Source organism: Nonomuraea sp. NPDC047529 (assembly GCF_040642995.1).
Classification (GTDB): domain Bacteria; phylum Actinomycetota; class Actinomycetes; order Streptosporangiales; family Streptosporangiaceae; genus Nonomuraea.
Genome location: NZ_JBEYTJ010000018.1, coordinates 36,662 through 57,424, shown reverse-complemented (window position 1 = coordinate 57,424; position 20,763 = coordinate 36,662). Strand labels below are relative to the sequence as shown.

The 20,763-nt window shown below is 71.1% G+C and carries 20 protein-coding genes and 1 pseudogene; 14 read left to right on the top strand and 7 right to left on the bottom strand.

Features of this window, described 5'->3' with window-relative positions:
• Nucleotides 1–18: 18 nt before the first annotated feature.
• The 4 genes from ABZ815_RS26815 to ABZ815_RS26800 all read left to right on the top strand — a co-directional run bounded on the left by ABZ815_RS26815 (nt 19) and on the right by ABZ815_RS26800 (nt 4,930).
• Nucleotides 19–1,770 (top strand): biotin carboxylase N-terminal domain-containing protein, encoded by a 1,752-nt coding sequence (locus ABZ815_RS26815; protein ID WP_357702490.1) that lies wholly within the window; start codon nt 19–21, stop codon nt 1,768–1,770.
• A 105-nt stretch (nt 1,771–1,875) separates the two neighbouring features.
• Nucleotides 1,876–3,279 carry a hypothetical protein gene (locus tag ABZ815_RS26810; protein WP_357702488.1) on the top strand — a complete coding sequence of 468 codons (1,404 nt, stop codon included), beginning with the start codon at nt 1,876–1,878 and terminating at the stop codon, nt 3,277–3,279.
• A gap of 101 nt (nt 3,280–3,380) precedes the next feature.
• Nucleotides 3,381–3,875, top strand: coding sequence for a SigE family RNA polymerase sigma factor (locus ABZ815_RS26805; protein ID WP_357702486.1), 495 nt, complete (start codon nt 3,381–3,383; stop codon nt 3,873–3,875).
• Nucleotides 3,872–4,930, top strand: coding sequence for a CU044_5270 family protein (locus ABZ815_RS26800; protein ID WP_357702484.1), 1,059 nt, complete (start codon nt 3,872–3,874; stop codon nt 4,928–4,930). Before ABZ815_RS26805 ends, ABZ815_RS26800 begins: the two co-directional genes overlap by 4 nt.
• 79 nt (nt 4,931–5,009) lie before the next feature.
• Here the strand turns inward: ABZ815_RS26800 and ABZ815_RS26795 are convergent, their stop codons facing one another.
• The 3 genes and pseudogenes from ABZ815_RS26795 to ABZ815_RS26785 form a co-directional block, all read right to left on the bottom strand.
• Nucleotides 5,010–6,029: a CU044_5270 family protein gene (locus ABZ815_RS26795; RefSeq protein WP_357702482.1), complete on the bottom strand. Its 1,020-nt coding sequence runs from the start codon at nt 6,027–6,029 to the stop codon at nt 5,010–5,012.
• Complete coding sequence (locus ABZ815_RS26790; protein WP_357702480.1) at nt 6,019–6,669, bottom strand: RNA polymerase sigma factor; 651 nt, start codon at nt 6,667–6,669, stop codon at nt 6,019–6,021. The genes ABZ815_RS26795 and ABZ815_RS26790 overlap by 11 nt, the downstream gene beginning before the upstream one ends.
• A 141-nt stretch (nt 6,670–6,810) precedes the next feature.
• Nucleotides 6,811–7,545: pseudogene (locus ABZ815_RS26785) on the bottom strand (LacI family DNA-binding transcriptional regulator); the annotation flags it as partial.
• Nucleotides 7,546–8,033: 488 nt separating this feature from the next.
• On the opposite strand from ABZ815_RS26785, the gene ABZ815_RS26780 reads away from it, so the two are divergent.
• Together ABZ815_RS26780 and ABZ815_RS26775 are read left to right on the top strand one after the other, a co-directional pair.
• The gene (locus tag ABZ815_RS26780) at nt 8,034–9,380 is read left to right on the top strand and encodes an AAA family ATPase (protein ID WP_357702478.1); all 1,347 of its coding nucleotides are present in this window, start codon (nt 8,034–8,036) and stop codon (nt 9,378–9,380) included.
• Nucleotides 9,367–10,086, top strand: a complete 720-nt coding sequence (locus ABZ815_RS26775) for a hypothetical protein (RefSeq protein ID WP_357702476.1) — start codon at nt 9,367–9,369, stop codon at nt 10,084–10,086. The genes ABZ815_RS26780 and ABZ815_RS26775 overlap by 14 nt, the downstream gene beginning before the upstream one ends.
• 23 nt (nt 10,087–10,109) lie before the next feature.
• On the opposite strand, the gene ABZ815_RS26770 is transcribed toward ABZ815_RS26775, so the two are convergent.
• Nucleotides 10,110–10,709: a dihydrofolate reductase family protein gene (locus tag ABZ815_RS26770; protein WP_357702474.1), complete on the bottom strand. Its 600-nt coding sequence runs from the start codon at nt 10,707–10,709 to the stop codon at nt 10,110–10,112.
• A 179-nt stretch (nt 10,710–10,888) separates the two neighbouring features.
• Here ABZ815_RS26770 and ABZ815_RS26765 point away from each other — a divergent pair, with 179 nt between their 5' ends.
• The 7 genes from ABZ815_RS26765 to ABZ815_RS26735 all read left to right on the top strand — a co-directional run bounded on the left by ABZ815_RS26765 (nt 10,889) and on the right by ABZ815_RS26735 (nt 18,248).
• Nucleotides 10,889–12,139, top strand: coding sequence for a 6-phospho-beta-glucosidase (locus tag ABZ815_RS26765; RefSeq protein WP_357702472.1), 1,251 nt, complete (start codon nt 10,889–10,891; stop codon nt 12,137–12,139).
• Nucleotides 12,133–13,089, top strand: a complete 957-nt coding sequence (locus ABZ815_RS26760; RefSeq protein WP_357702470.1) for a BadF/BadG/BcrA/BcrD ATPase family protein — start codon at nt 12,133–12,135, stop codon at nt 13,087–13,089. The genes ABZ815_RS26765 and ABZ815_RS26760 overlap by 7 nt, the downstream gene beginning before the upstream one ends.
• A 114-nt stretch (nt 13,090–13,203) precedes the next feature.
• A complete protein-coding gene (gene ngcE / locus ABZ815_RS26755; RefSeq protein ID WP_357702468.1) occupies nt 13,204–14,631 on the top strand; it encodes an N-acetylglucosamine/diacetylchitobiose ABC transporter substrate-binding protein in 1,428 nt (475 codons plus the stop codon).
• 3 nt (nt 14,632–14,634) lie between these two features.
• Nucleotides 14,635–15,516 carry a sugar ABC transporter permease gene (locus ABZ815_RS26750; RefSeq protein ID WP_357702466.1) on the top strand — a complete coding sequence of 294 codons (882 nt, stop codon included), beginning with the start codon at nt 14,635–14,637 and terminating at the stop codon, nt 15,514–15,516.
• Nucleotide 15,517: 1 nt separating this feature from the next.
• On the top strand, nt 15,518–16,339 hold the full coding sequence (locus ABZ815_RS26745) for a carbohydrate ABC transporter permease (protein WP_357702464.1): 822 nt from the start codon (nt 15,518–15,520) through the stop codon (nt 16,337–16,339).
• A 2-nt stretch (nt 16,340–16,341) separates the two neighbouring features.
• The gene (locus ABZ815_RS26740) at nt 16,342–17,478 is read left to right on the top strand and encodes an ROK family protein (protein WP_357702462.1); all 1,137 of its coding nucleotides are present in this window, start codon (nt 16,342–16,344) and stop codon (nt 17,476–17,478) included.
• Between the two features lie 8 nt (nt 17,479–17,486).
• Nucleotides 17,487–18,248 (top strand): PIG-L family deacetylase, encoded by a 762-nt coding sequence (locus tag ABZ815_RS26735; RefSeq protein ID WP_357702460.1) that lies wholly within the window; start codon nt 17,487–17,489, stop codon nt 18,246–18,248.
• A 9-nt stretch (nt 18,249–18,257) separates the two neighbouring features.
• On the opposite strand, the gene ABZ815_RS26730 is transcribed toward ABZ815_RS26735, so the two are convergent.
• Nucleotides 18,258–18,758, bottom strand: a complete 501-nt coding sequence (locus ABZ815_RS26730) for a carboxymuconolactone decarboxylase family protein (protein ID WP_357702458.1) — start codon at nt 18,756–18,758, stop codon at nt 18,258–18,260.
• A gap of 65 nt (nt 18,759–18,823) precedes the next feature.
• A complete protein-coding gene (sigJ, locus tag ABZ815_RS26725) occupies nt 18,824–19,717 on the bottom strand; it encodes an RNA polymerase sigma factor SigJ (protein WP_357702457.1) in 894 nt (297 codons plus the stop codon).
• A 167-nt stretch (nt 19,718–19,884) separates the two neighbouring features.
• On the opposite strand from sigJ, the gene ABZ815_RS26720 reads away from it, so the two are divergent.
• Nucleotides 19,885–20,262 (top strand): hypothetical protein, encoded by a 378-nt coding sequence (locus ABZ815_RS26720; RefSeq protein ID WP_357702455.1) that lies wholly within the window; start codon nt 19,885–19,887, stop codon nt 20,260–20,262.
• Here ABZ815_RS26720 and ABZ815_RS26715 read toward each other — a convergent pair.
• On the bottom strand, nt 20,237–20,548 hold the full coding sequence (locus tag ABZ815_RS26715) for a hypothetical protein (protein WP_357702453.1): 312 nt from the start codon (nt 20,546–20,548) through the stop codon (nt 20,237–20,239). The two genes, ABZ815_RS26720 and ABZ815_RS26715, sit on opposite strands and share 26 nt — an antisense overlap.
• Nucleotides 20,549–20,763: the final 215 nt, after the last annotated feature.

The following is a 20,763-nucleotide window of genomic DNA, read 5'->3' as shown; positions in this document are numbered from 1 at the left end:
AGGAAGGGACGAAGGTCGGTGCGGAAGGTTCTGATCGCCAATCGCGGCGAGATCGCCGTACGGGTGGCCCGCGCGTGCACGGACGCGGGGATCGGCAGCGTGGCCGTCTACGCCGACCAAGACATCGACGCCCTGCACGTCAGGGCGGCCGACGAGGCGTACGCGCTGGGCGGGCAGTCCCCCTCCGAGACCTACCTCGACATCGCCAAGCTGCTCGACGTCGCCGCGCGCTCCGGCGCCGACGCCGTGCATCCCGGCTACGGCTTCCTGGCCGAGAACGCCGCCTTCGCCCAGGCCGTCATCGACGCCGGCCTGATCTGGATCGGCCCGCCCCCGGCCGCCATCGCCGCGCTGGGCGACAAGGTGCAGGCCAGGCACATCGCGCAGAAGGTCGGCGCGCCGCTGGTGGCCGGCACCAAGGACCCGGTCTCCGGCGCGGAGGAGGTCGTGGCGTTCGCCGAGCAGCACGGCCTGCCGATCGCGATCAAGGCCGCGTACGGCGGCGGCGGGCGCGGCATCAAGGTCGCGCGCAGGCTGGAGGAGGTCGCCGAGCTGTACGAGTCCGCCGTCCGCGAGGCGGTGGCCGCCTTCGGCCGGGGCGAGTGCTTCGTCGAGCGCTACCTCGACCGCCCCCGGCACGTCGAGACCCAGTGCCTGGCCGACCGCGAGGGCAACGTGGTCGTGGTCAGCACCCGCGACTGCTCGCTCCAGCGCCGCCACCAGAAGCTGGTCGAGGAGGCCCCCGCGCCGTTCCTGTCGCCGGAGCAGATCGACCTCCTCTACACCAGCTCCAAGGCCATCCTGAAGGAGGCGGGCTACGTCGGCGCCGGCACCTGCGAGTTCCTCGTCGGCCAGGACGGCACGATCTCCTTCCTGGAGGTCAACACCCGCCTCCAGGTCGAGCACCCGGTGAGCGAGGAGGTCGCGGGCGTCGACCTGGTGCGCGAGATGTTCAGGATCGCCGACGGCGAGCTCCTGGGCTACGACGACCCGGCCCTGCGCGGCCACTCGATCGAGTTCCGCATCAACGCCGAGGACGCCGGGCGCAACTTCCTGCCCGCCCCCGGCACGCTGACCGCCATGCGCACCCCGTCCGGGCCCGGCGTGCGCCTCGACTCGGGCTACGAGGCCGGGATGACGGTGCCGCAGACGTTCGACTCGCTGGTGGCCAAGCTGATCGTGACCGGCCGCACCCGCCGCGAGGCCCTCGACCGGGCCCGGCGGGCGCTGGCCGAGTTCGAGATCGACGGCATGCCGACCGTGCTGCCCTTCCACCGGGCGGTCGTGACCGATCCGGCGTTCACGTCCGAGCCGTTCGCCGTGCACACCCGGTGGATCGAGACCGAGTGGGACAACCCGGTCGAGCCGTACGCGGGCGAGGTCGCCGCGGCTCCGTCCGCCCCGGCGGTGCGCGAGACGGTGACGGTCGAGGTCGGCGGCAAGCGCCTTGAGGTGGTGCTCCCGGCCGGGCTCGGCATCGCGGGCCCCGCGCCCGCCGCGGGCAAGGCGCCGCGTCGCGCCGGCGGCGCGCGGAAGCACGCCTCCGCGGGCGGCGACGCGCTGGTCAGCCCGATGCAGGGCACGATCGTCAAGGTCGTGGCGAACGACGGCGACGTGGTCGGCGAGGGCGACACGGTCGTGGTGCTGGAGGCCATGAAGATGGAGCAGCCGCTGACCGCCCACAAGTCGGGCACGGTCACGGGCCTGTCGGCCGCCGTCGGCCAGACCGTCACCTCGGGCGCCACGATCTGCGAGATCAAGGACGCCTGAGCCCGCTCCCCCGTGCTTCCGCGCCGTCGCGGGCAGGTAACGTGCCCAGTGAGGAACTTTGCCGACCGCCCGTTCGTCCTCATGGGCGAAGGAGGCTTGCTGCCAATGACCCATTCGCTGCGCCGAGCAGGGGCCGCGATCGCGGCTCTGATCGCCGGGCTGTTCGTCGTTCTTGCGCTGTCCCCTGCCGCCAACGCGGCGGCGCCACCTGACGCACAGACTGTGGTGCAAAACTGGAAGAAGGCCCCGCTCTACGTGGTGTCGGGCTCCCCCTTGAGCTCCAGCCAGCAGAGTGACATCAACGACGCGCTGAAGGACGCCGACAGCAAGATCTACGCTGTCGCGCTGCCCGACGGCACCTTTGACAACTCCACCGTCGGGCCGTACCTGTCGTCGCTGGGCAAGGCGCTGGTGGAAGCCGGGCGTCCCAAAGTGACGGTGGTGGTGTTCGACGGCGAGACGATGTTCGCCGGGTCCAACGCCCTGCGGAACAACCTCGCCGGCCAGCTGGTCAAGCTCTCGGTGAACGCCAACTCGGGCGACATCGTCGCGGGCGTGAAGGACTTCACGAACCGGGTCGACGCGGCGGGCAAGAACGACCGCAGCGGCGCCCTGAGCACCAGCAGCCAGGCCAACCCCGGCGCCGGCGGCCAGTTCGCGCTGGTGGCCCTGCTCGGCCTGCTGGTGGTCGGCGGTGGCGGCTACTTCCTGTACTCCAAGAACAAGAAGAAGAAGCGCGCCATCCAGGAGGCCAAGGACCTCGCCGCGGTCAAGCAGACCGTGGAGGAGGACGTCACCAAGCTGGGCGAGGAGATCACCGAGCTCGACACCGACGTCACCCTCGCCGGCCAGGGCGGCGGCCACATCACCGAGTGGCAGCAGGCGCTCGACTCCTACGAGAAGGCCAAGACGCAGCTCAACGCGGTCCAGCGGGCCGACCAGGTCCGCGAGGTCACCCAGACCCTTGAGGACGGCCGTTACGCGCTGGCCGTGGTGAAGGCCAAGGTCAACAACCGGCCGATCCCCGAGCGGCGCGCCCCCTGCTTCTTCAACCCGCAGCACGGCCCGTCGGCCCGTGACGTGCGCTGGGCCCCGCCCGGCGGCGCGGTGCGCGACGTGCCGGCCTGCGCGATGGACGCCGAGGCCGTCGAGCGCGGCTTCGACCCGCAGATGCGCGAGGTCATGGTCGACGGTCACCGTCGCCCCTACTACGACGCGGGCCCGGCCTACCAGCCGTACGCCTACGGCTACTACGGCGGCTTCGGCGACATCATGACCGGCATGTTCATCGGCACGATGATGGGCAGCATGTTCCACGGCGGCTGGGGCGGCGGCGGCTACGGCGCCGGTTACGCCGAGGGCTACCAGGACGGCGGCGGCGGGGGCGACCTCAGCGGCGGCGACTTCGGCGGCGGAGGGGACTTCGGCGGCGGTGGCGGCGGCTGGGGCGACTTCGGCGGCGGCGGCGGAGACTTCGGCGGTGGCGACTTCGGCGGCGGCGACTGGTAACCCTGCGCCGACCCTGACGGGCGCCCCCCCCCAATCCGGGGGGGGCGCCCGTTTAGTGTTTCGGGGTTAAACATCCCCGCACACTTCCGCGTTGAGGCCGTGTGAGTGAATCCGACGACGCCTCCTACGCCGCCTTCGTGGCGGCGGCCTGGGACAGGCACATGGCCGTCGCCGTCCTGCTCGCCGGCGACCGGCACCGGGGCGAGGAACTGCTGCAGGACTGCCTGGTGCGGCTGTACGTCCATTGGCGGCGCGTGCGGTCCGCCGACCCGCACGCCTACCTGCGGCGCATGCTGGCCAACGGCAACGTCAGCCGGTGGCGGCGGCGACGGCGGGAGGTGCCCACCGCCAGTCCGCCCGAGCACACCGATCCCCGTCAGCAGCTCCACGAGCCGCACGAGGACCTGCGTCGCGCCCTGCTCGCCCTGTCGCCCAGGCAGCGGGCGGTGGTGGTGCTGCGGCACTACGAGGACCTGACGGAGAAGGCGGTCGCGGCCGTACTCGGCTGCTCGGTCGGCGCCGTCAAGAGCCAGCACTCCAGAGCGATGGCGCGCCTGCGTACGGCTCTGCGCGAAGATCAGGAGACAGCACGATGAAGGACGACCAGGAACTCCTGGCGCGGGCACTGCGTGTTCTCGCCCAACGTGAAGAGCCCACGCCCGCGCCGGTGCCCGCGCTGGTGCGACGAGGGCGCCGGGCCAGGCGGATCCGCACCGCGACGCGGGCCGCCGTGGGGGCGCTGCTCGCCTCGGCGGCCGCCGTCGTGATCCTCGGCGGCGCCGGGATCGGCCCCGCGGGCGCGCCACCGAGCGCCCTTCCGGCCGGTACGCCGGCGTCCTCGGAAGGAGCGCGCCAGGCGTTGGACGCACGTTCCGTGTTGCTGGCCGCGGCCGAGTCCGCCGGGCACGGGCCCGCCGCCTCCGGCCGGTACTGGCACGTTCGCGCGCGCACCACCCAGCCGGTACGCCACCCGCAGGCGAAGAACCCGCCGTTCTCGGCCAGGCTGACGAACACCCAGGACACCTGGTACGCGGCCCGCCGGGGTGCGCCCAGCCGGACCGTGACCCGCCAGGACCCGAAGGTCACCTTCGCCTCCCCCGAGGACGAGGCTCGATGGAGGCGGCTCGGCTCCCCCGACCTGAGCGGGGGAAAGCCGTCGAGCAATGACTACGACATGCAACTCCACTTCCTGATCGGCAGCCACCGCTACACGCTCCGCCAACTGCTGGCCCTCCCGGCCGACGAGGAGAAGCTGGCGAGCCTGCTGCGGCGGCTGTTCGACGAGGAGGAGCCCGGCGACTGGTGGCCCGGCAAACCGACGTTCACCGCCTATGTGTGGGCGACGGCGCAGGACCTGCTCTCCGGTCCCATCAGCCCGGGAACCCGGTCCTCTCTGTATCGGGTGCTCGCGGAGCAGCCCGCGATCAGGTCGCTGGGCGAGGTCACCGACCCGCTGGGCCGTACCGGCGTCGCCCTGGCGCTGACCACGCCGGGCAGCGGCGAGGGCGCGGGCGAGTCGCGCCTGGTCGTGGACGTCGCGACGGCGCGGTTGCTCGCCTACGAGCTCCGCCCGCCGGGCCGGTCCGAGCCACTGATCCAGACCGCGTACGAGGAGACGGGCTGGGTCGACCGCCTGGGCGCACGTCCGTAGCGCGGCCGGCGACTCGAACGGTCTTCCGGTCGCGCGGCCTGCGAGCGGCCCGCCCGCTCGCGGGCCGCTCCGGGGTCGGTCAGGGGATCTGGCCTGGTTCGTCCACCACGCCCGTCGCCAGGTCGGCGCTCGCGTAGAACGTGCCCTTGCGGGCCATCACCTCACCGCCGATGACCTCGTCCTGGAGGGTGTCCACGCGCCTGCCGAGGAAGCGGTAGGTCGCGGCGTCCAGCACCAGGTACGACCGCGAGACGATCCGGCCCTGCGCGTCCCGCATCGGCCCCCCGGGGACGGAACCGGCGGGCTCGTAGGCGATGCCGATCCCCGCCCGGCCCGCCGCGTCCCGTACGCCGAGGTCCACCCGCACCCCGGGGAGCTCCGCGAGCGCGCGGAAGATGGCGGCCTCGACCTGCGGCGGCATGGGGACACCCGCGTCGAGGTAGACCGACAACACGCGGAACGCCCGCGCGTCCGGCTGCTCGGCCTCCGCTCCCTTCGGCAGGGTCGACCAGTGACGGTCGCCCCTGACGTGGTCCAGCAGCGCGGCGGGATCGGCGGGCAGGTCGGCGAGCTTGGCCGCGTACTGCCGGGGTGTCAGGTCGTCGTCGTCCGGGTCGGGGGTGATGTCCAGGGATTCCATGGAGCCGCCGTTCTGGCGGTACGCGTACCGGGTGCCGTCGTACCGGGTCCAGTATTCCTGGACCGTGCCTTGCTCCTCGGAGGGCTGCTTGACCAGATCCTTCCGGTACAACCACTGGTCGGGGCGCGGCTCGTGGTGCTTGCGGCGTCCCTCGGCCACCAGGGCGGCTTGGCGCAGCACCGTCTCGGCCCGTACCGGCATGGTGGTCACGGCGCCCGGCGGAGCGGGGGCCGGGGTGTGGGAACCGTTCACCGCCACGACGACGACGGCGGCGGCTGTCGCGGCGGCCAGCAGCGACGGCACCGCCCAGAACCGGCGCCGCCTCCGGGCCGGGGCCGGGGCGAGGACCGGCGGCGACGCCGGGGCCAGGGCTCGGGCGCGCACGGCGCGCAGGCGGTCGGCGTCGGGTTCGGGGGCGTCCGCGCGCAGCTCGCGCAGGAGCGTGAGGTCATCGTCCACGGCCGGGCTCCTCCTCGTCGGTGTCGTGGATGGCTGACGGCGCGGCGTCGTGGGTGGTTGAGGGGGCGGTGTCGTGGATGGCTGACGGGTCGATGCCGCCCAGGGCCGCCCGGGTCTTTCTCCTGGCGCGGTGCAGGCGCGAACGCACGGTCCCGATCGGGACGCCAAGCGCGCGGGCGACCTCCTCGTAACTGAGGTCGGCCCAGGCAATCATCAGCAGCACCTCGCGGTCCTGCGGCGACAGCGTCGCGAGCGCCCCCGCCAGCTCGCGGTGCGCCGCCCCGGCCGACACGCGGGCCTCTACCCGGTCGGCGTAGCTCTCGGCCACCGCGTCGAGGCCCGTCCTGGCCAGGGCGCGGTAGGCCCTGATCTCGGTACGGCGGTGCTTGCCGATCAGGTTGGCGGCGATGCCGTACAACCAGGGGCGGGCGTCGCGGTGGGTGGTGTCGTAGCGGGCCAGGCGGCGGAAGGCGTCCAGGAACGTCTCGGCCACGATGTCGTCGGCCAGCGAATCGCCCAGGCGGCGGGTGACGTATCTGTGGAGCGCGGGGGCGTGCCGGTCGTACAACGCCGAGAAGGCGGCGGGGTCGCTGCGGGCACGTCCGATCACCTCCGCGTCGTCCACCTCGGTGTCCTGCATCAAGATTCTCGGCTCCGTTCTTCGGGCTGGACACCCTCTTTCACCCGATGAGGCGGAACGAGTTCTCGCGGGGTCGACGGACGCGGCTCAGGTGCTGGCGCGGACGGCCAGACCCGGGGCCAGGAGCGTGGACTCCGGCACGGCCAGCTCCGGCCGGTCGAGCAGCAGGTCGCGCAGGGTCTCGTGGACCTCGTCGAAGGTTTCCTCGCAGGCCAGGGCCGTGCCCTTGAGTCCGTGCCGGGCCAGGGCGGCCACGAAGCCCTCGCGGGTGCGCCCGGCGAAGCCGGTGCCGCGTTCGTGCACCACCGACGGCGCGCCGAGCAGGGCGATCCCGGTGTGGCCGCGTTCGGCGAGGTGGGCGACACAGCGCGCGCCCGCGGCGGCGAAGTCGAGATCCACGCAGGTCAGCCCGGCGGGCTCGGCCGGGAACCCGATGAGCACGCTGGGCTCGGCCAGCTCGCGCAGCAGCGGGACGCGGCGGTCGTCCAGCTCGACGTCCATGAGGATCAGGGCGTCGACCATGGCGCCGGCGGCCACCCGGCGGATCCCGGCGGCGCCCTCGTCGGCCGTGAGCAGCAGCACGTCGTGGTCGAACCGGCGGGCGGCGGTGACGACGGCGCCGGCGAAACGCATGAGCACGGGCACGTGCATGCCCGCGCGCAGCGGCAGCACCAGCGCGATTACGTTCGACCGTTTGCTGGCCAGGGCGCGCGCGCCGGCGTTGGGGTGGTAGCCGAGGGCGCTGATGCTGTCGAGCACGCGTCTGCGGGTGCCGGCCGAGATCGTGCGCTTGCCGCTCAGCACGTACGACACCGTGCTGACGGCCACGCCGGCGTGCCTGGCGACCTCGGAGATCGTGACGGCGCGCTCGCTCAAGCCCCCGCTCCGAGGAGGTCGAGGTGGACCAGGGGCACGCCATCGTTCTCGAACACGACATAAACATCGTGCACGCCGCCGGGCGCCGCAAGCCCCGCGGTGAGGTCGTGGAAGTCGTACCGGGCGGTGTATATGTGGGGGCCAAGCCCCCATACCCCCGAGGGGCCCTGCCGGTCCCCGCACCCCTTGAACGCGGACCCGGTTACCGATGAACGCACTGCGCGTTGTCACCGCTGGCGCTGGACTTGCGCCACTCCGCGCCTTCAAGGTTCAGCTCGTCCATGTGGCTCACCGCGTTCTCCTGTTGAGTGTGCGCTGATTGCTGTCGTGCCCACTTTTCCCCCTCCGGCCACGGCTCCGAGGACGCTGTTCGGGCAGATGTGCCACGATGTTGAGCCACAGATGGTCCATCTGCACCCGCCCGGCACGTGGTGCCCGTCTCCGCCGGGCGTGCGCGGAGAGCTGGTATTCGACAGTCAGGCAGCGGGATGCTGATCAGCGAGCTAGTGCTTGAGAACATCAAGGGTTTCGGGGAGAAGGAGACCGGGGTTTCCCTCAGCTTCGTCCGCCCCGACGGCAGCCTGCCACGCTGGATAGTGATAGCGGGCCGCAACGGAGCCGGGAAGTCCTCGTTCCTGCAGGCCGTGGCTCTGGCCATCGCAGGCCCTTCGGTCGCCCGGACGTTGCGCGAGACCTTCTCCGACTGGATCCGTGAGGGCGCCGGCGAGGGACAGGCCAGGGTTCATCTGAGGTTCTCCGATTTCGACGCGTTCGCGCCTGGGCGGAAACCGAACTTCGACCCCTGGGCCGGGCTGCGGTGGATTCGCGAAGGCGAGGGGCCGGAGCCGTTGATGGAGAAGACGCGGGACAAGGCCCGGGAAGCGTGGGACCCCGGGCGCGGCCCTTGGTCCGCGAACCCCCAAGGCTGGTTCCTCGCGGGGTACGGCCCTTTCCGCCGCCTGTCACTCGCTCCGACGGAAGCGCAACGCCTGATGATGACGCCGGGGCGGCCGGCGAGTCTTGCCAGCTTGTTTCGGGAGGAGGCGTCTCTGTCCGAGTCGGTCCTGTGGCTGCAACAGCTCTATCTGCGAAGACTGGAAGGGTCCGAGGACGCCAGGAAGGTCGAGCAGGCGGTTCTCAGACTGCTGGACGACGGGCTGCTGCCGGAGGGGATGAAGGTCGAGCGGGTCACGTCCGAGGGCCTGTGGGTCACGACGCCGGACGGGATCGAACTCCCCCTCCGGTCCCTGAGCGACGGTTATCGTACGGTCGCGGCGTTGGTGCTGGACCTGGTGAAGCAGTTGTATTCCGTGTACGGCGACCTGAAGGAAGTCGACGGCGACCGGGTCGCGTTCGGGCATGAGGGTGTCGTCCTGATCGACGAGATCGACGTCCACCTTCATGTCTCATGGCAGCAGAGAATCGGTTTCTGGCTGAAGGAGCACTTTCCGAACCTCCAGTTCGTGGTCAGTACGCATAGTCCGTTCATCTGCCAGGCGGCGGACGACAGAGGACTGGTACGCCTGTCCGCCCCCGGCGAGCGGGAAGCGGCGAGAATCGTCGAAGGCGAACTGTTCAACCGTGTGGTGAACGGCACCGCCGACGACGCGGTCCTCACCGATCTGTTCGGCCTGGAGACGGCCTATTCGGCGCAGTCCGTGGCCCTGCGCAGTGAAGCGGCGGCACTGGAGAAGAAGGCGGTCGCCGACCATATGTCGTCCACCGAGCGCGCACGCCTGAAGGAGATCAGGTCGAAACTGCCGCGAACTCCGTCGCAGGACGTGGCGGACGCCATCAACCAACTCACCCTGAGTTTTGACGATGCAGAGGATTGAGCGGCTGCCTCTCGATGACGCTGTCGTGCGGAAGCTAGAGAAACTCACGCAGCGTGTCACCGCGGCGCCGGATCCGAAGACCGCGGCCCGTGACTTGTGGGCGAACCTCGACCGAGGGCTCAAGGAGGACATCCACGAAGTGCTGGCCCGGATGAGCACCGGGCTTGAGAGGTGCATGTACTGCGAGGACAGTCAGGGCACGGACATCGAGCACTTCCGCCCCAAGGCGGACTATCCACAGCAGGCATTCGCCTGGCTGAACTATTTGCTCGCCTGCAATCGCTGCAACAGCAACCACAAGCGGAACAGATTTCCGCTGGACGCTGCCGGAGAGCCGTTACTCATCGACCCCACATTCGATGATCCCGCGGACCATCTGTCCCTGAGTCCGACGACGGGAATGTACGCCGCCTTGGACGCCAGAGGCGCGGCGACCATAGACGTCTGCGGCCTCAACAGAAATGTCTGCGCGACCGGCAGGGCCAATGCGTGGACGGCTCTCGAATGCCTGATCGCCGCGTATGTCAGGTCCGTCGCGGACGGACGTCCGAGCAGAGCCGGAAAGATACTGGACGCCCTGCGGCAATACCCGTTCCAATCGGTCAGGACGATGATGTCCAGAATCTATCGGGAAGCGGAGGACCCGGCTCTGCTGCTCGCCGACGACGTCCTTCTGGCGTTCAAGGAGCATCCGGAACTCCTCTGATCGCGTCTCCGCGATCGGGCGTCCTAGCGGAGCACCTGGTAGGTCAGGTGGGTGACCAGGGCGGTGCCAGTGGGGGGTTTGGTGGGGGTGAGGGTGATGTCGCCGGCGTCGGCCAGGAGGCGTTCACCCCTGCCCAGGATCACCGGGGCGATGTGCAGGCGCAGTTCGTCGATGTGGCCGGCGGCCAGGTACTGGTTGACGGTGGCGGCGCCACCGGCGATGGAGATGTCGCGGTCCCCCGCGGCCTCGCGGGCTCGGGTCATGGCGGCTTCGATCCCGTCCGTGACGAAGTAGAACGTCGTGCCGCCCTTCATGGGCAGCGGCTCGCGCGGGTGGTGGGTGAGGACGAACACCGGCGCGTGGTACGGCGGCTCCTCGCCCCACCAGCCGGTCCAGTCCGGGTCCCAGTCGCCGCGGCCGGGGTCGAACATGTTGCGGCCCATGATGAACGCCCCGGCCGCTGTGATGGCCTCGATCACCTCGGCGTGCCGCTCCGGCTCCTCGAACATCCACTGGTGCAGCCGGTCGCCCACACCGTCGCCGAACGGGTTCTCCAGGCTCTGGTTGAGCCCCGCCACGTAGCCGTCGAGGGACGTTCCCATGTCGCAGGTGACCTTGCCCATCTCGGTTCGCCTCCTGTCTCGTGGCGCCCTGGCGGCGCCATCACCAGGGAGTCGGAGCCGGGGAGGGGTTCTCTACACGGCGCGGGGAAACTTTTCGCGAACGGGGGCGGGAGGAGTCGGGCGGGCGGCGGTCGGGTAGGTTCGCCGGTTAGGAAAGTTTCCTAATTCTAGGAGTGCACATGAAACTCGCCGTGATCGGGGGCGGTTCGACCTACACCCCCGAGCTCATCGACGGCTTCGCCCGGCTGCGCGACGAGCTGCCGCTCACCGAGATCGCCCTGGTCGATCCGGACGCCACCCGGCTCGACCTGGTGGCGGGCGTGTCCCGCAGGATGTTGCGCAGGGCCGGGCACCCGGCCGAGGTGGTCGCCACCGCCGACGTGGCCAAGGGGGTGGCGGGCGCGGACGCCGTGCTCTTCCAGCTCAGGGTGGGCGGCCAGGCCGCGCGGAACGTCGACGAGACGCTGCCGCTGCAATGTGGCTGCGTCGGGCAGGAGACGACCGGGGCGGGCGGGCTGGCCAAGGCGCTGCGCACGGTCCCGGTCGTGCTCGAACTGGCCGAGCAGGTACGCGCCCACGCGCCCGACGCCTGGATCGTCGACTTCACCAACCCCGTCGGCATCGTCACCAGGGCGCTGCTGGACGCCGGGCACCGCGCGATCGGCCTGTGCAACGTGGCCATCGGGTTCCAGCGCCGCTTCGCCCGGCACCTGGGCGTGGCGCCGGAGAGCGTCACGCTCGGTCATGTCGGGCTCAACCACCTGACGTGGGAGCGGTCGGTCCTGGTCGACGGCGTGGACGTGCTGCCGCGACTGCTCGCCGAGCACGGGCAGGAGCTGGCCGACGACCTGGGCCTGCCGCTCGGGCTGCTGCGCAGGCTCCAGGTGGTGCCGTCCTACTACCTGCGCTACTTCTACGCCCACGACCTGGTGGTGTCCGAGCAGCGGGCCAAGCCGTCGCGGGCGGCGGAGGTCGCGGCGATGGAGGAACAGCTCCTGAAGCTGTACGCCGACCCGGCCGTGGACACCAAGCCGGACCTGCTGGACAAGCGCGGCGGCGCCTACTACTCGGAGGCGGCGGTCGCGCTGATCGCCTCGCTGCTCGGCGACCGGGGCGACGTGCAGGTGGTCAACACCCGCAACGACGGGACACTGCCGTTCCTGCGCGACGAGGCGGTCATCGAGGTCCCGGCCAGGATCTCGGCGTCGGGGGCGGTGCCGCTGCCGGTCGATCCGGTGGAGCCGCTGTACGCGGGCCTGATCGCGAACGTCTCCGCGTACGAGGAGCTGGCGCTCGACGCGGCGCTGCGCGGCGGCGCGGACCGGGTGCAGAACGCCCTGCTGGCCCACCCGCTGATCGGCCAGGAGGCCGTCGCGGGCGAGCTGACCGGCCTGCTGCTGGCGGCGAACGAGCGGTACCTGTCATGGTGATCATCGCCGTGGACGCGGGCAACAGCAAGACCCACGTCGTCGTGCTCTCGGACGACGGCACGGTCCTGGCCCAGGGCGACGGCGGGCCGTTCGAGCCGCAGACCGTCGGCGTGCCGGCGGCGGTGGACGTCGTGGAGGAGGCGGTCAGGCGGGCGCTCGGCCCGGCGGCCGCTCCCCCGTACGCCGACCACCTCTACGCCTATCTGGCCGGGGCCGACCTGCCGGTGGAGGAGGAGGCCCTCGCGGCCGAGTTCCGCGCGCGCGGGATGGCGGCCGAGGTCGTCGTGGGCAACGACAGCTTCGCGCTGCTGCGTTCGGGGGCGTCCGGGCCGAGCGGCGTCGCCGTGGTGTGCGGCGCGGGCATCAACGCGGTCGGCGTCTCGCCCACCGGTCAGGTGGCCCGCTTCCCCGCGCTCGGGAAGATCAGCGGCGACTGGGGTGGGGGCGGCGGCCTGTCCGAGGAGGCGTTGTGGCACGCCGTCCGCGCCGAGGACGGCCGGGGCGCGCCGACCGCGCTCGCCGACCTGGTCAAGGCGCACTTCGGCACGCGGACGGTCGAGGAGGTGGTGCTCGGCGTGCATTTCGGGCAGATCGAGCGGCATCACCTGACCGCGCTGGCCCCCGGGGTGTTCGAGGCCGCCGCGTCGGCCGACGCGGTCGCGTTGGCGCTGGTCAGCCGGCTGGCCGACGAGATCGTGGTGATGGCCGAGGTGTGCCTGCGCCGGCTCGACCTGCTGGAGACGCCGACGGAGGTCGTGCTCGGCGGGGGCGTGCTGCACGCGCGCATCCCGCTGCTGGTCGCGATGCTGGAGGAGCGGTTCGCCGCGCGGGCCCCGCTGGCCAAGCAGGTCATCCCCGACCAGCCGCCGATCGTGGGCGCCGCGCTGAACGGTCTGGACCGCGTCGGGGCCTCCGAGGAGGCCAAGGCTCGACTCCGAGCGCAGTTCTAGAAGGTTCCGAGTGCAGTTCTAGAAGGTATTGACGCACGTGGGGCGGTAAGTCTAGAGTCAGCCGCCAACCGTCTGGAAGGTATCCGGACGGTTGGCGGTTCAAGGAGGCCACCCATGTCCACCAACCCCAGCCGACGTGAGGTTCTTCGACGTATCGGGCTCACCGCCCTCGCGACGGGCCCGGGCGCCGGGCTGCTCGCCGCGTGCGCCACCGGCCGATCCGCCGCCCCCGTCGCCTCCACTTCGGCCGCCCCCACCTCGGCCGCCAACCCCCTCGGCGTGGACGCCGCCCGGCAACTGGAAGTCGTGATCTTCAGCGGCGGCAACGGCGACGGCTACGCGACCGACCTGCACGAGGCCCTGTACAGCAAGGCGTACAAGACCGCCAAGATCAAGCACGTGCCCACGCAGAAGGTGGGCACGCAGCTCCGCCCCCGCTTCATCAGCGGCGACGCGCCCGACGTGGTCAACAACTCCGGCCCCGACGCCCTCGACCTGCAGTCGCTCGTCGCCGAGGGGCACCTCGCCGACCTGACGCCGCTGTTCGACGCACCCTCCCTGGTGGACCCGGCCAAGAAGGTACGCGACACGCTGGTCGGCGGCGTCTACGACAACTCCCTGATCGACGGCGTGCCGCGGGTGCTGCAGTACACGGTCGCCCACCGCGCCCTGTGGTACAACGCCAAGCTGTTCGAGAAGCGCGGCTGGCAGGTGCCGAAGACGTGGGCGGAGTTCAACGCCCTCGGCGAGGAGGCCAAAAAGGCGGGCATCGCGCTGTTCGCCTACCCCGGCCAGGTCGGGCCCTTCTACCAGCTCTGGAACCTCGTCTACAGCGCCGCCAAGGTCGGCGGCAACAAGGTGATCGTCGACATCGACAACCTCGCCGACGGCGCCTGGCAGGCCGAGCCCGTACGGCAGGCCGTCGCGGCGTGGGCGCAGGTGCAGCGCGACTTCGGCGACAAGGCGTACTTCGGGCTCGACCACACCCAGACGCAGGTCAAGCACCTGCAGGACAAGGTGCTGTTCTACCCCTGCGGCTCCTGGCTGGAGAACGAGATGGCCAAGGACCGGCCGGCCTCCTTCGAGTACGCGATCGCCCCGGTGCCCAGCATCACCGCCGCCGACGCGATGCCGTACGAGGCGATCATGATCGGGGTGAGCGAGGCGTTCTTCGTGGCGGCCAAGGGCAAGAACCCGCAGGGCGGCCTGGAGTACCTGCGCCTGATGTTGTCGCGGGAGGGCGCGCGCGGCTACACCGAGATGACCAAGAACCTCACCGTCGTCAACGGCGTGGTCGACGGCCTCGACCTGACCTCGGCCGTGCGCAGCGCGGCCAAGGCCCAGGAGGCCGCCGGGACGAACATCATCACCGACGCCCGCTTCGAGGGCTGGTACAAGGAGCTGTTCGACCACGGTCAGGTCCAGACGAACTCGGTGATGTCCGGACGGATCACTCCGGAGCAGTTCTGCGCGAACATGCAGAAGAAGGCGGACGAGCTCAAGGCCGATTCGTCGATCGCCAAGCAGACCCGGAGCGTCTGACCGATGAGGCGGCACGGCTTCGTCGCGGGCTTCCTCGCCCTGCCCGTGATCCTCTACGCGGTCTTCGTGATCAGCCCGTACGTCCAGGCGTTCCAGATCGCGCTGACCGACTGGCGCGGGGTCTCGGCGAACCTGAACTTCGTCGGCCTGGACAACTTCCGGCGGATGCTCGGCAACGACACGTTCTGGCAGGCGGTCCGCAACCACGCGGTCCTGCTGGTCACGGTGCCGTTGGTGACCATCGCCCTCGCGCTGGTCTTCGCGTACCTGCTGGGGGACTCGGCGGGCACGCCGGGCGCCAAGGTCTACCGGGTGATCTTCTTCCTGCCGCAGGTGCTGGCGGTCGCGGTGGTCGGGGTGCTGTTCAAGGCCGTCTACCGGCCGGATGCGAGCGGCGTGCTGAACGGCGCGCTGACGAAGCTGGGCGTCGAGCCGGTCGGCTGGCTGACGGACCAGAACCTGGCGCTGTGGTCGATCATCGCGGTGATGGTGTGGCAGGCGGTCGGCTTCTACGTCGTGCTGTTCTCGGCCGGTATGGCGGCCATCCCGAAGGACGTCTTCGAGGCGGCCGCCCTCGACGGCGCCGGACGGCTGCGCATGTTCTTCTCCATCACGCTGCCCCTGGTCTGGGACACCGTCCAGGTGGCCTGGGTCTATCTGGGGATCGCCGCGTTCGACGGGTTCGCATTGGTCAACGTGCTGTCGGTGGAGCAGGGCGGGCCGGACGGCGCGACCACCGTGCTGGCCACGGAGATCTACAAGAACGCCTTCTCCTACTCCCGTTTCGGCTACGCCTCGGCCATGGGCGTGGCGCTGTTCTTCCTGACCCTCACCTTCGCCGCGCTGACGTTGCGCGTGACCCGTCGCCAGAAGGTCGTCTACTGAAATGTTCCGAAAAATCAGCATCCAGGCCGTTCTTGGCCTCTGGGCGCTGCTCATCATCGCCCCGCTGCTGTGGACCCTGCTGGCCTCGTTCAAGAGCAACGCCGAGATCTTCGGCGACGCCCTGCAACTGCCCGGCGAGCTGCGCTGGGACAACTGGGCGCGGGCCTGGGAGCGGGCCAACATCGGCCGCTACATGCTCAACACGGTCATCGTGGTCTTCTTCGGCGTCGCCGGGACGATGCTGCTCAGCTCGATGGCCGCGTACGTGCTGGCCCGCTACCGCTTCCGGGGCAACCGGCTGGTCTACTTCCTGTTCGTCTCGGGCATGGCCTTCCCCGTCTTCCTGGCGCTCGTGCCGCTGTTCTTCGTGGTGGACGGGCTCGGGCTGCTCAACAGCCACGTCGGCCTGGTGCTGGTGTACATCGCCTACTCGCTGCCGTTCACGGTGTTCTTCCTGACGTCCTTCTTCAGGGCCCTGCCGGACGCGGTCGCCGAGGCGGCGATGATCGACGGCGCCTCGCACACCCGCACGTTCTTCCAGGTCATGCTGCCCATGGCCCGGCCCGCGCTGGTCAGCCTGACCATCTTCAACGTGCTGGGCCAGTGGAACCAGTACCTGATCCCGCTGGTCCTGCTGCCCGGCGACAAGAGCCTGTGGGTGATCACCCAGGGCGTGGCCGACATCTCCACCATCGCCGGGTACGAGGCCGACTGGCCCGGACTGTTCGCCGCTCTCAGCATGACAGTGCTTCCTGTCGTGCTGATCTATATCGTCTTCCAGCGACATATCCAGTCCGGGCTGACATCAGGAGCGCTGAAGTAGGCATGTCTTCGGGAAACCCCACCGTCTTCCGCACGCTCAACGAGCGCGCCGCGCTGACCCTGCTCCTGGAGCACGGCGGCCTCACCCGTGCCGAGCTGGAACTGCACACGGGCCTGTCCAAGGCGTCGGCGGCCGAGGTGCTGCGCAGGCTGGAGGGCAGCGGGCTCGCCAGGAAGGCCGGCCTCAAGCCCGGCAACGCCGGGCCGGCCGCGCAGATGTGGCAGCTCGACGGCGCGGCGGCGCGCGTCGCGGGAGTCGATCTCACCACCAGCTCGATCGAGGTGTCGGTCGCCGACCTGACCGGCCGGGTGCTCGGCAGCCACCGGACCGAGGCCACCGGCGACGCCCGGCGGCTGCTGGCCGAGACGCTCGGCGCGGCCGGCTTCGACCTGGACGAGCTCGACCAGGTCGTGGTGGGCGTGCCCGGCGTGGTGGAGGCCGACGGGCGGCGGCTGCGGCAGGCCGTGCAGCTTTCCGGCTGGTCCGGCCTGGACGAGCTGCCGGGCAACGTCCGCCTGGAGAACGACGTCAACCTGGTCGCCATCCGGGAGCTCCAGGAGCACGAGGACAGTAGTTTCGTCCTGCTCTGGGTGGGCGGCGGGGTCGGCGCGGGAGTCGTGCTGAACGGCGGGCTCTGGCGTGGCGTCACCGGGCGCGGCGGCGAGGTCGGCTCGGTCATCGTGCCCGACCCGGTCACCACCGGCCGCCGCTACGGACAGGACGGCGGGCCGCTCGGCGCGCTGCTCGGCGCCGAGCCGCTGGCCGCGCTGGCCGAGGCGCACGGCCTGGCCGGCGAACCCACGCTGACCGCCGTGAGCCGGACGCTGGCGGGCGCCGACCCGGGCTTCCTCGACGACGCCGCCGCACGGGTGGCGCTCGGCGTGACGGCCGCGATCGGCGTGCTGGACCCGGGCCTGGTCGTGCTGGCCGGGCCGTTGTGCGTCGCGGGAGGCGAGCCGCTCAGGGCGCGGGTCGCCGACCGCCTGGCCTCGACACCCCTGGTGCCGGTGACCGTCGCCCTCAGCGCCGCGCGCGGCAACGCCGTGCTCGACGGCGCCCTCTGCTACGCCCTGGACCTGACCCGCGAGCGGGTCTTCCAAGCCGGTACGGCCGGCCGTACCGGCGAATCCAACCCCTAAGGACGCACATGTTGAGAACCCTCGTGATCGCCGCTCATCCCGACGAGCCCGAGATCTACGCGGGCGGCACGGCCGCGCTGCTGGCCCAGGCCGGCCACGCGGTGAAGTTCCTGACGCTCACCAACGGCGACGCCGGGCACCACGTGCTGGAACGCGGTCCGCTGGCCCGCCGCCGCGCCCAGGAGGCCTGGCGCGCGGCCGATGCCCTGGGCGTGGTGGACTACGAGATCTTCGACGTGCACGACGGCATGCTGGAGCCCACCGTCGAGCTGCGGTTGCGGGTGCTGGCGGAGATCCGCGCCTGGCGTCCCGACCTGGTGATCGCCCTGCACGCCGACGGCGGCGGCCATCCCGACAACCGCGCCGCCGGGCAGCTGGCCGCGCACGCGGTCGAGTTCGCGATGACGCGCAACCTGGAGGTGGGCAAGCCGGCCCTGGAGCGCATGCCGGTGTGCCTGCTCATGACGGACTACGCCTCCGCCCCCGTGCACCGCCCCGACGTGGTGGTGGACGTGTCCCCCGTGCTGACGGCCAAGCTGGACGCCTGCCTGGCCCACGCCTCCCAGTTCCTGGAGTTCGCGCCGTGGCAGCGGGGCTTCCTGGACCAGGCGCCCGAGCCCGGCGACGTCGCGGCCGGACGGGCGTTCGTGCTCGAACACTGGGCGGACTTCGCGAAGGAGGAGACCTTCCAGCTCGCCGGCTACGGCAGGAGCACCGACGTCGAGGAGGTCAGGCGCCTGCTCGCCGGGAACCGCGAACCGGCCGCGTAGCCGCCCGCCTCAGCCGGTGTAGTTCTTGCCGGGGGCCTTGCCGGGGATCGGCTTGGCGACGACGGCGACGGGGATGAAGAAGCAGATCTGGCTGATCGCCAGGATGAGCGTCCACATGGCCTTGTCGTCGTAGTGGGCCGCCGCCCTGGCGTACAGCGCGTCCGGGACGCGTTCCCCGGACGGGTTCGCGGTGAGGACGGCCTCCACCAGCTCCAGCGCCACCCGTTCGGCGCCGGAGAAGTAGGGGGCGTCCCGCCAGGACGCCACGGCGGCCAGGCGCTCGTCCGGCTCCCCCGCCCTGCGCAGCAGGTCGGCCTGCCGGACCGTGTGGTACGTGCTGCCGACGATCTGCCCGGCGCGCAGTTGCACCAGGCCGACGGTGGTCCGCGGGATCGCGCCGTTGCGCGTGGCCTTGGTCATCGCGACGGCGATCTCTCCCAGTTCGGGGAAGAACCGGGAGGGATCGGGCAGACGCGACTGGAGGTTCTCCTGCTCGGTCGTCGTGGACATCGGCTTCCCTTCTTCTGCGATCGTCTTTCGGCGGTCCGACGACGCAGCGTCCGGGAATGTGAGGGTCAGGCCGCCGTCCAGGGGTGGAGCTTGTCGGGATTGCGTACCGCCCACAGGCGCTTGATCCGGTCGCCGGCCACGTCGAAGGCCACGACCATCACGGTGACGCCGTCCCGTTGAGCCACCAGGCCGGGCCGGCCGTTGACCGTGCGCTCCAGCAACGTCATGGACGGCGCCCGGACGCCGATCTCGATGGCGAAACGGGCGAGCCGGTCCGCGCCCTCGACCGGCCGGAGCACCGCGCTGACCACGCCGCCGCCGTCGGCGACGCCGACCGCGTCGGGGTCGAGGAGGGCGATGAGGGCCTCGATGTCCTTGGCCTCCCACGCCTGCTTGAACTCGCGGACGATGCCGGCCTGGCGGGCCACCGGCGTCACCGAGGTCCGCGCGGCGTCGATGCGGTGGCGGGCGGAGGAGGCCAGCTTGCGGCAGGCGGCCGGGGTGCGGCCGACGATCTCCGCCACCTCGGCGAAGGGGTAGCGGAAGACGTCGTGCAGGACGAACGCGACCCGCTCGGCCGGCGTCATCGACTCCAGCACGACGAGGAAGGCCATGTTGACCGACTCGTCCAGGGTGACCCGGTCGGCCGGGTCGTCGGCGGCCCATTCCGTGCGGTCGGGCAGCGGTTCGGGGATCCACTCGCCCACGTACCGTTCCCGGCGGGCACGGGCCGAGCCGAGCAGGTCCAGGCATATACGGCCGGCGACTTTGGTCAGCCACGCGCCCGGCGACTCGATGGCCTCCTGCTGCCGCCGCGACATGGCGTACCAGCGGGTGTAGGTCTCCTGGACGACGTCCTCGGCGTCGGCCAGCGAGCCCAGCAGCCGGTAGGCCAGGTTGATGAGCTGCCTGCGCTCGCTCATGATCGCGTCCAGGCTCGGGTCGGATGCGGTGGTCATGGTGGACGACTCCCTTAGTCGCTTTTGCCCTATTGTGTCCGACGAGACAGCGCCTCTGATCGTGAGGTCACCGCGCCGACCTCACATTTCCGGCGGTCACGTCGTCGGACTCTTGAAGGCAAGCCCCAGAAGCGGGCCGCCACCACCCGGCGGCCGAGGAGTTCCCCATGTTGCTGCGTGTCGCGATCACCCTGCAGACCCTGGCCCTGTTCGCCGCGCCGGTCACCGCCGGACTGCTGCTGTCGGTGCCCAACGGGCAGCCGTTGCACAGTGCCGCCGCGTACACGGTGTTCGGCGTGGCGGTGCTGCACCTGGTCGCCGCGATCCTGGCGTGGCGGCCGGGCGGCGGCTCCCCGAAGCCCATCATGCACGCGGCGGGGTTCCTGGTGCTGGTCAGCGCCCAGGTCGCGCTGGGCATCGCGCACGTGACGACCGTGCACGTGCCGCTGGGCGTGCTGCTGTTCGCCGGCAGCGTGCTTCAGCTCAGCCGGGTCTGGACGGCGCGGTCCAGCGACCGGGTCAGCCGCACGCCCTCCTCGGTGTAGCCGAGAGCCGCGTAGAAGCGGCGGGCGGTCGCGTTGTCCGCTGCCGGTCCACCGAGACGACGCCGACGACCCGGGTCCCCCGTACGGCGACGAAGACGGCTCCCCGTCGTTCCCCCGCCGAGGCGACGGACCCGGTGAGCCACCGCTCCGCCGCCCGTGCGGCGGCTTCGGCGTCCCGCCAGGACGCCACCCCCTCCGCCAGCCGTGGAGCCAGCGCCAGCACCCCCGGACGGTCCTCCTCGCGGAAGGGCCGAACACGGACGTGCGCCTGATCCGGATCCTCCATGCCGAGCAGCATGACAGGCCGGACCATCAGGAATAAAGCCCCGGGTACGCGGGTCAGGCCCGCTGCTGGATCCGGACCATGTTGCCCGACGGGTCGCGGAAGGCGGCGAGCGACTCGTCCAGGTCGTCGACGGTGATGTGGCAGTACTGGAGTGCGATGGTCATGCCGCCCAAGCCAGGCGTCGCCCGCCTCGGACCGCTTCTCCGTTCCTGACC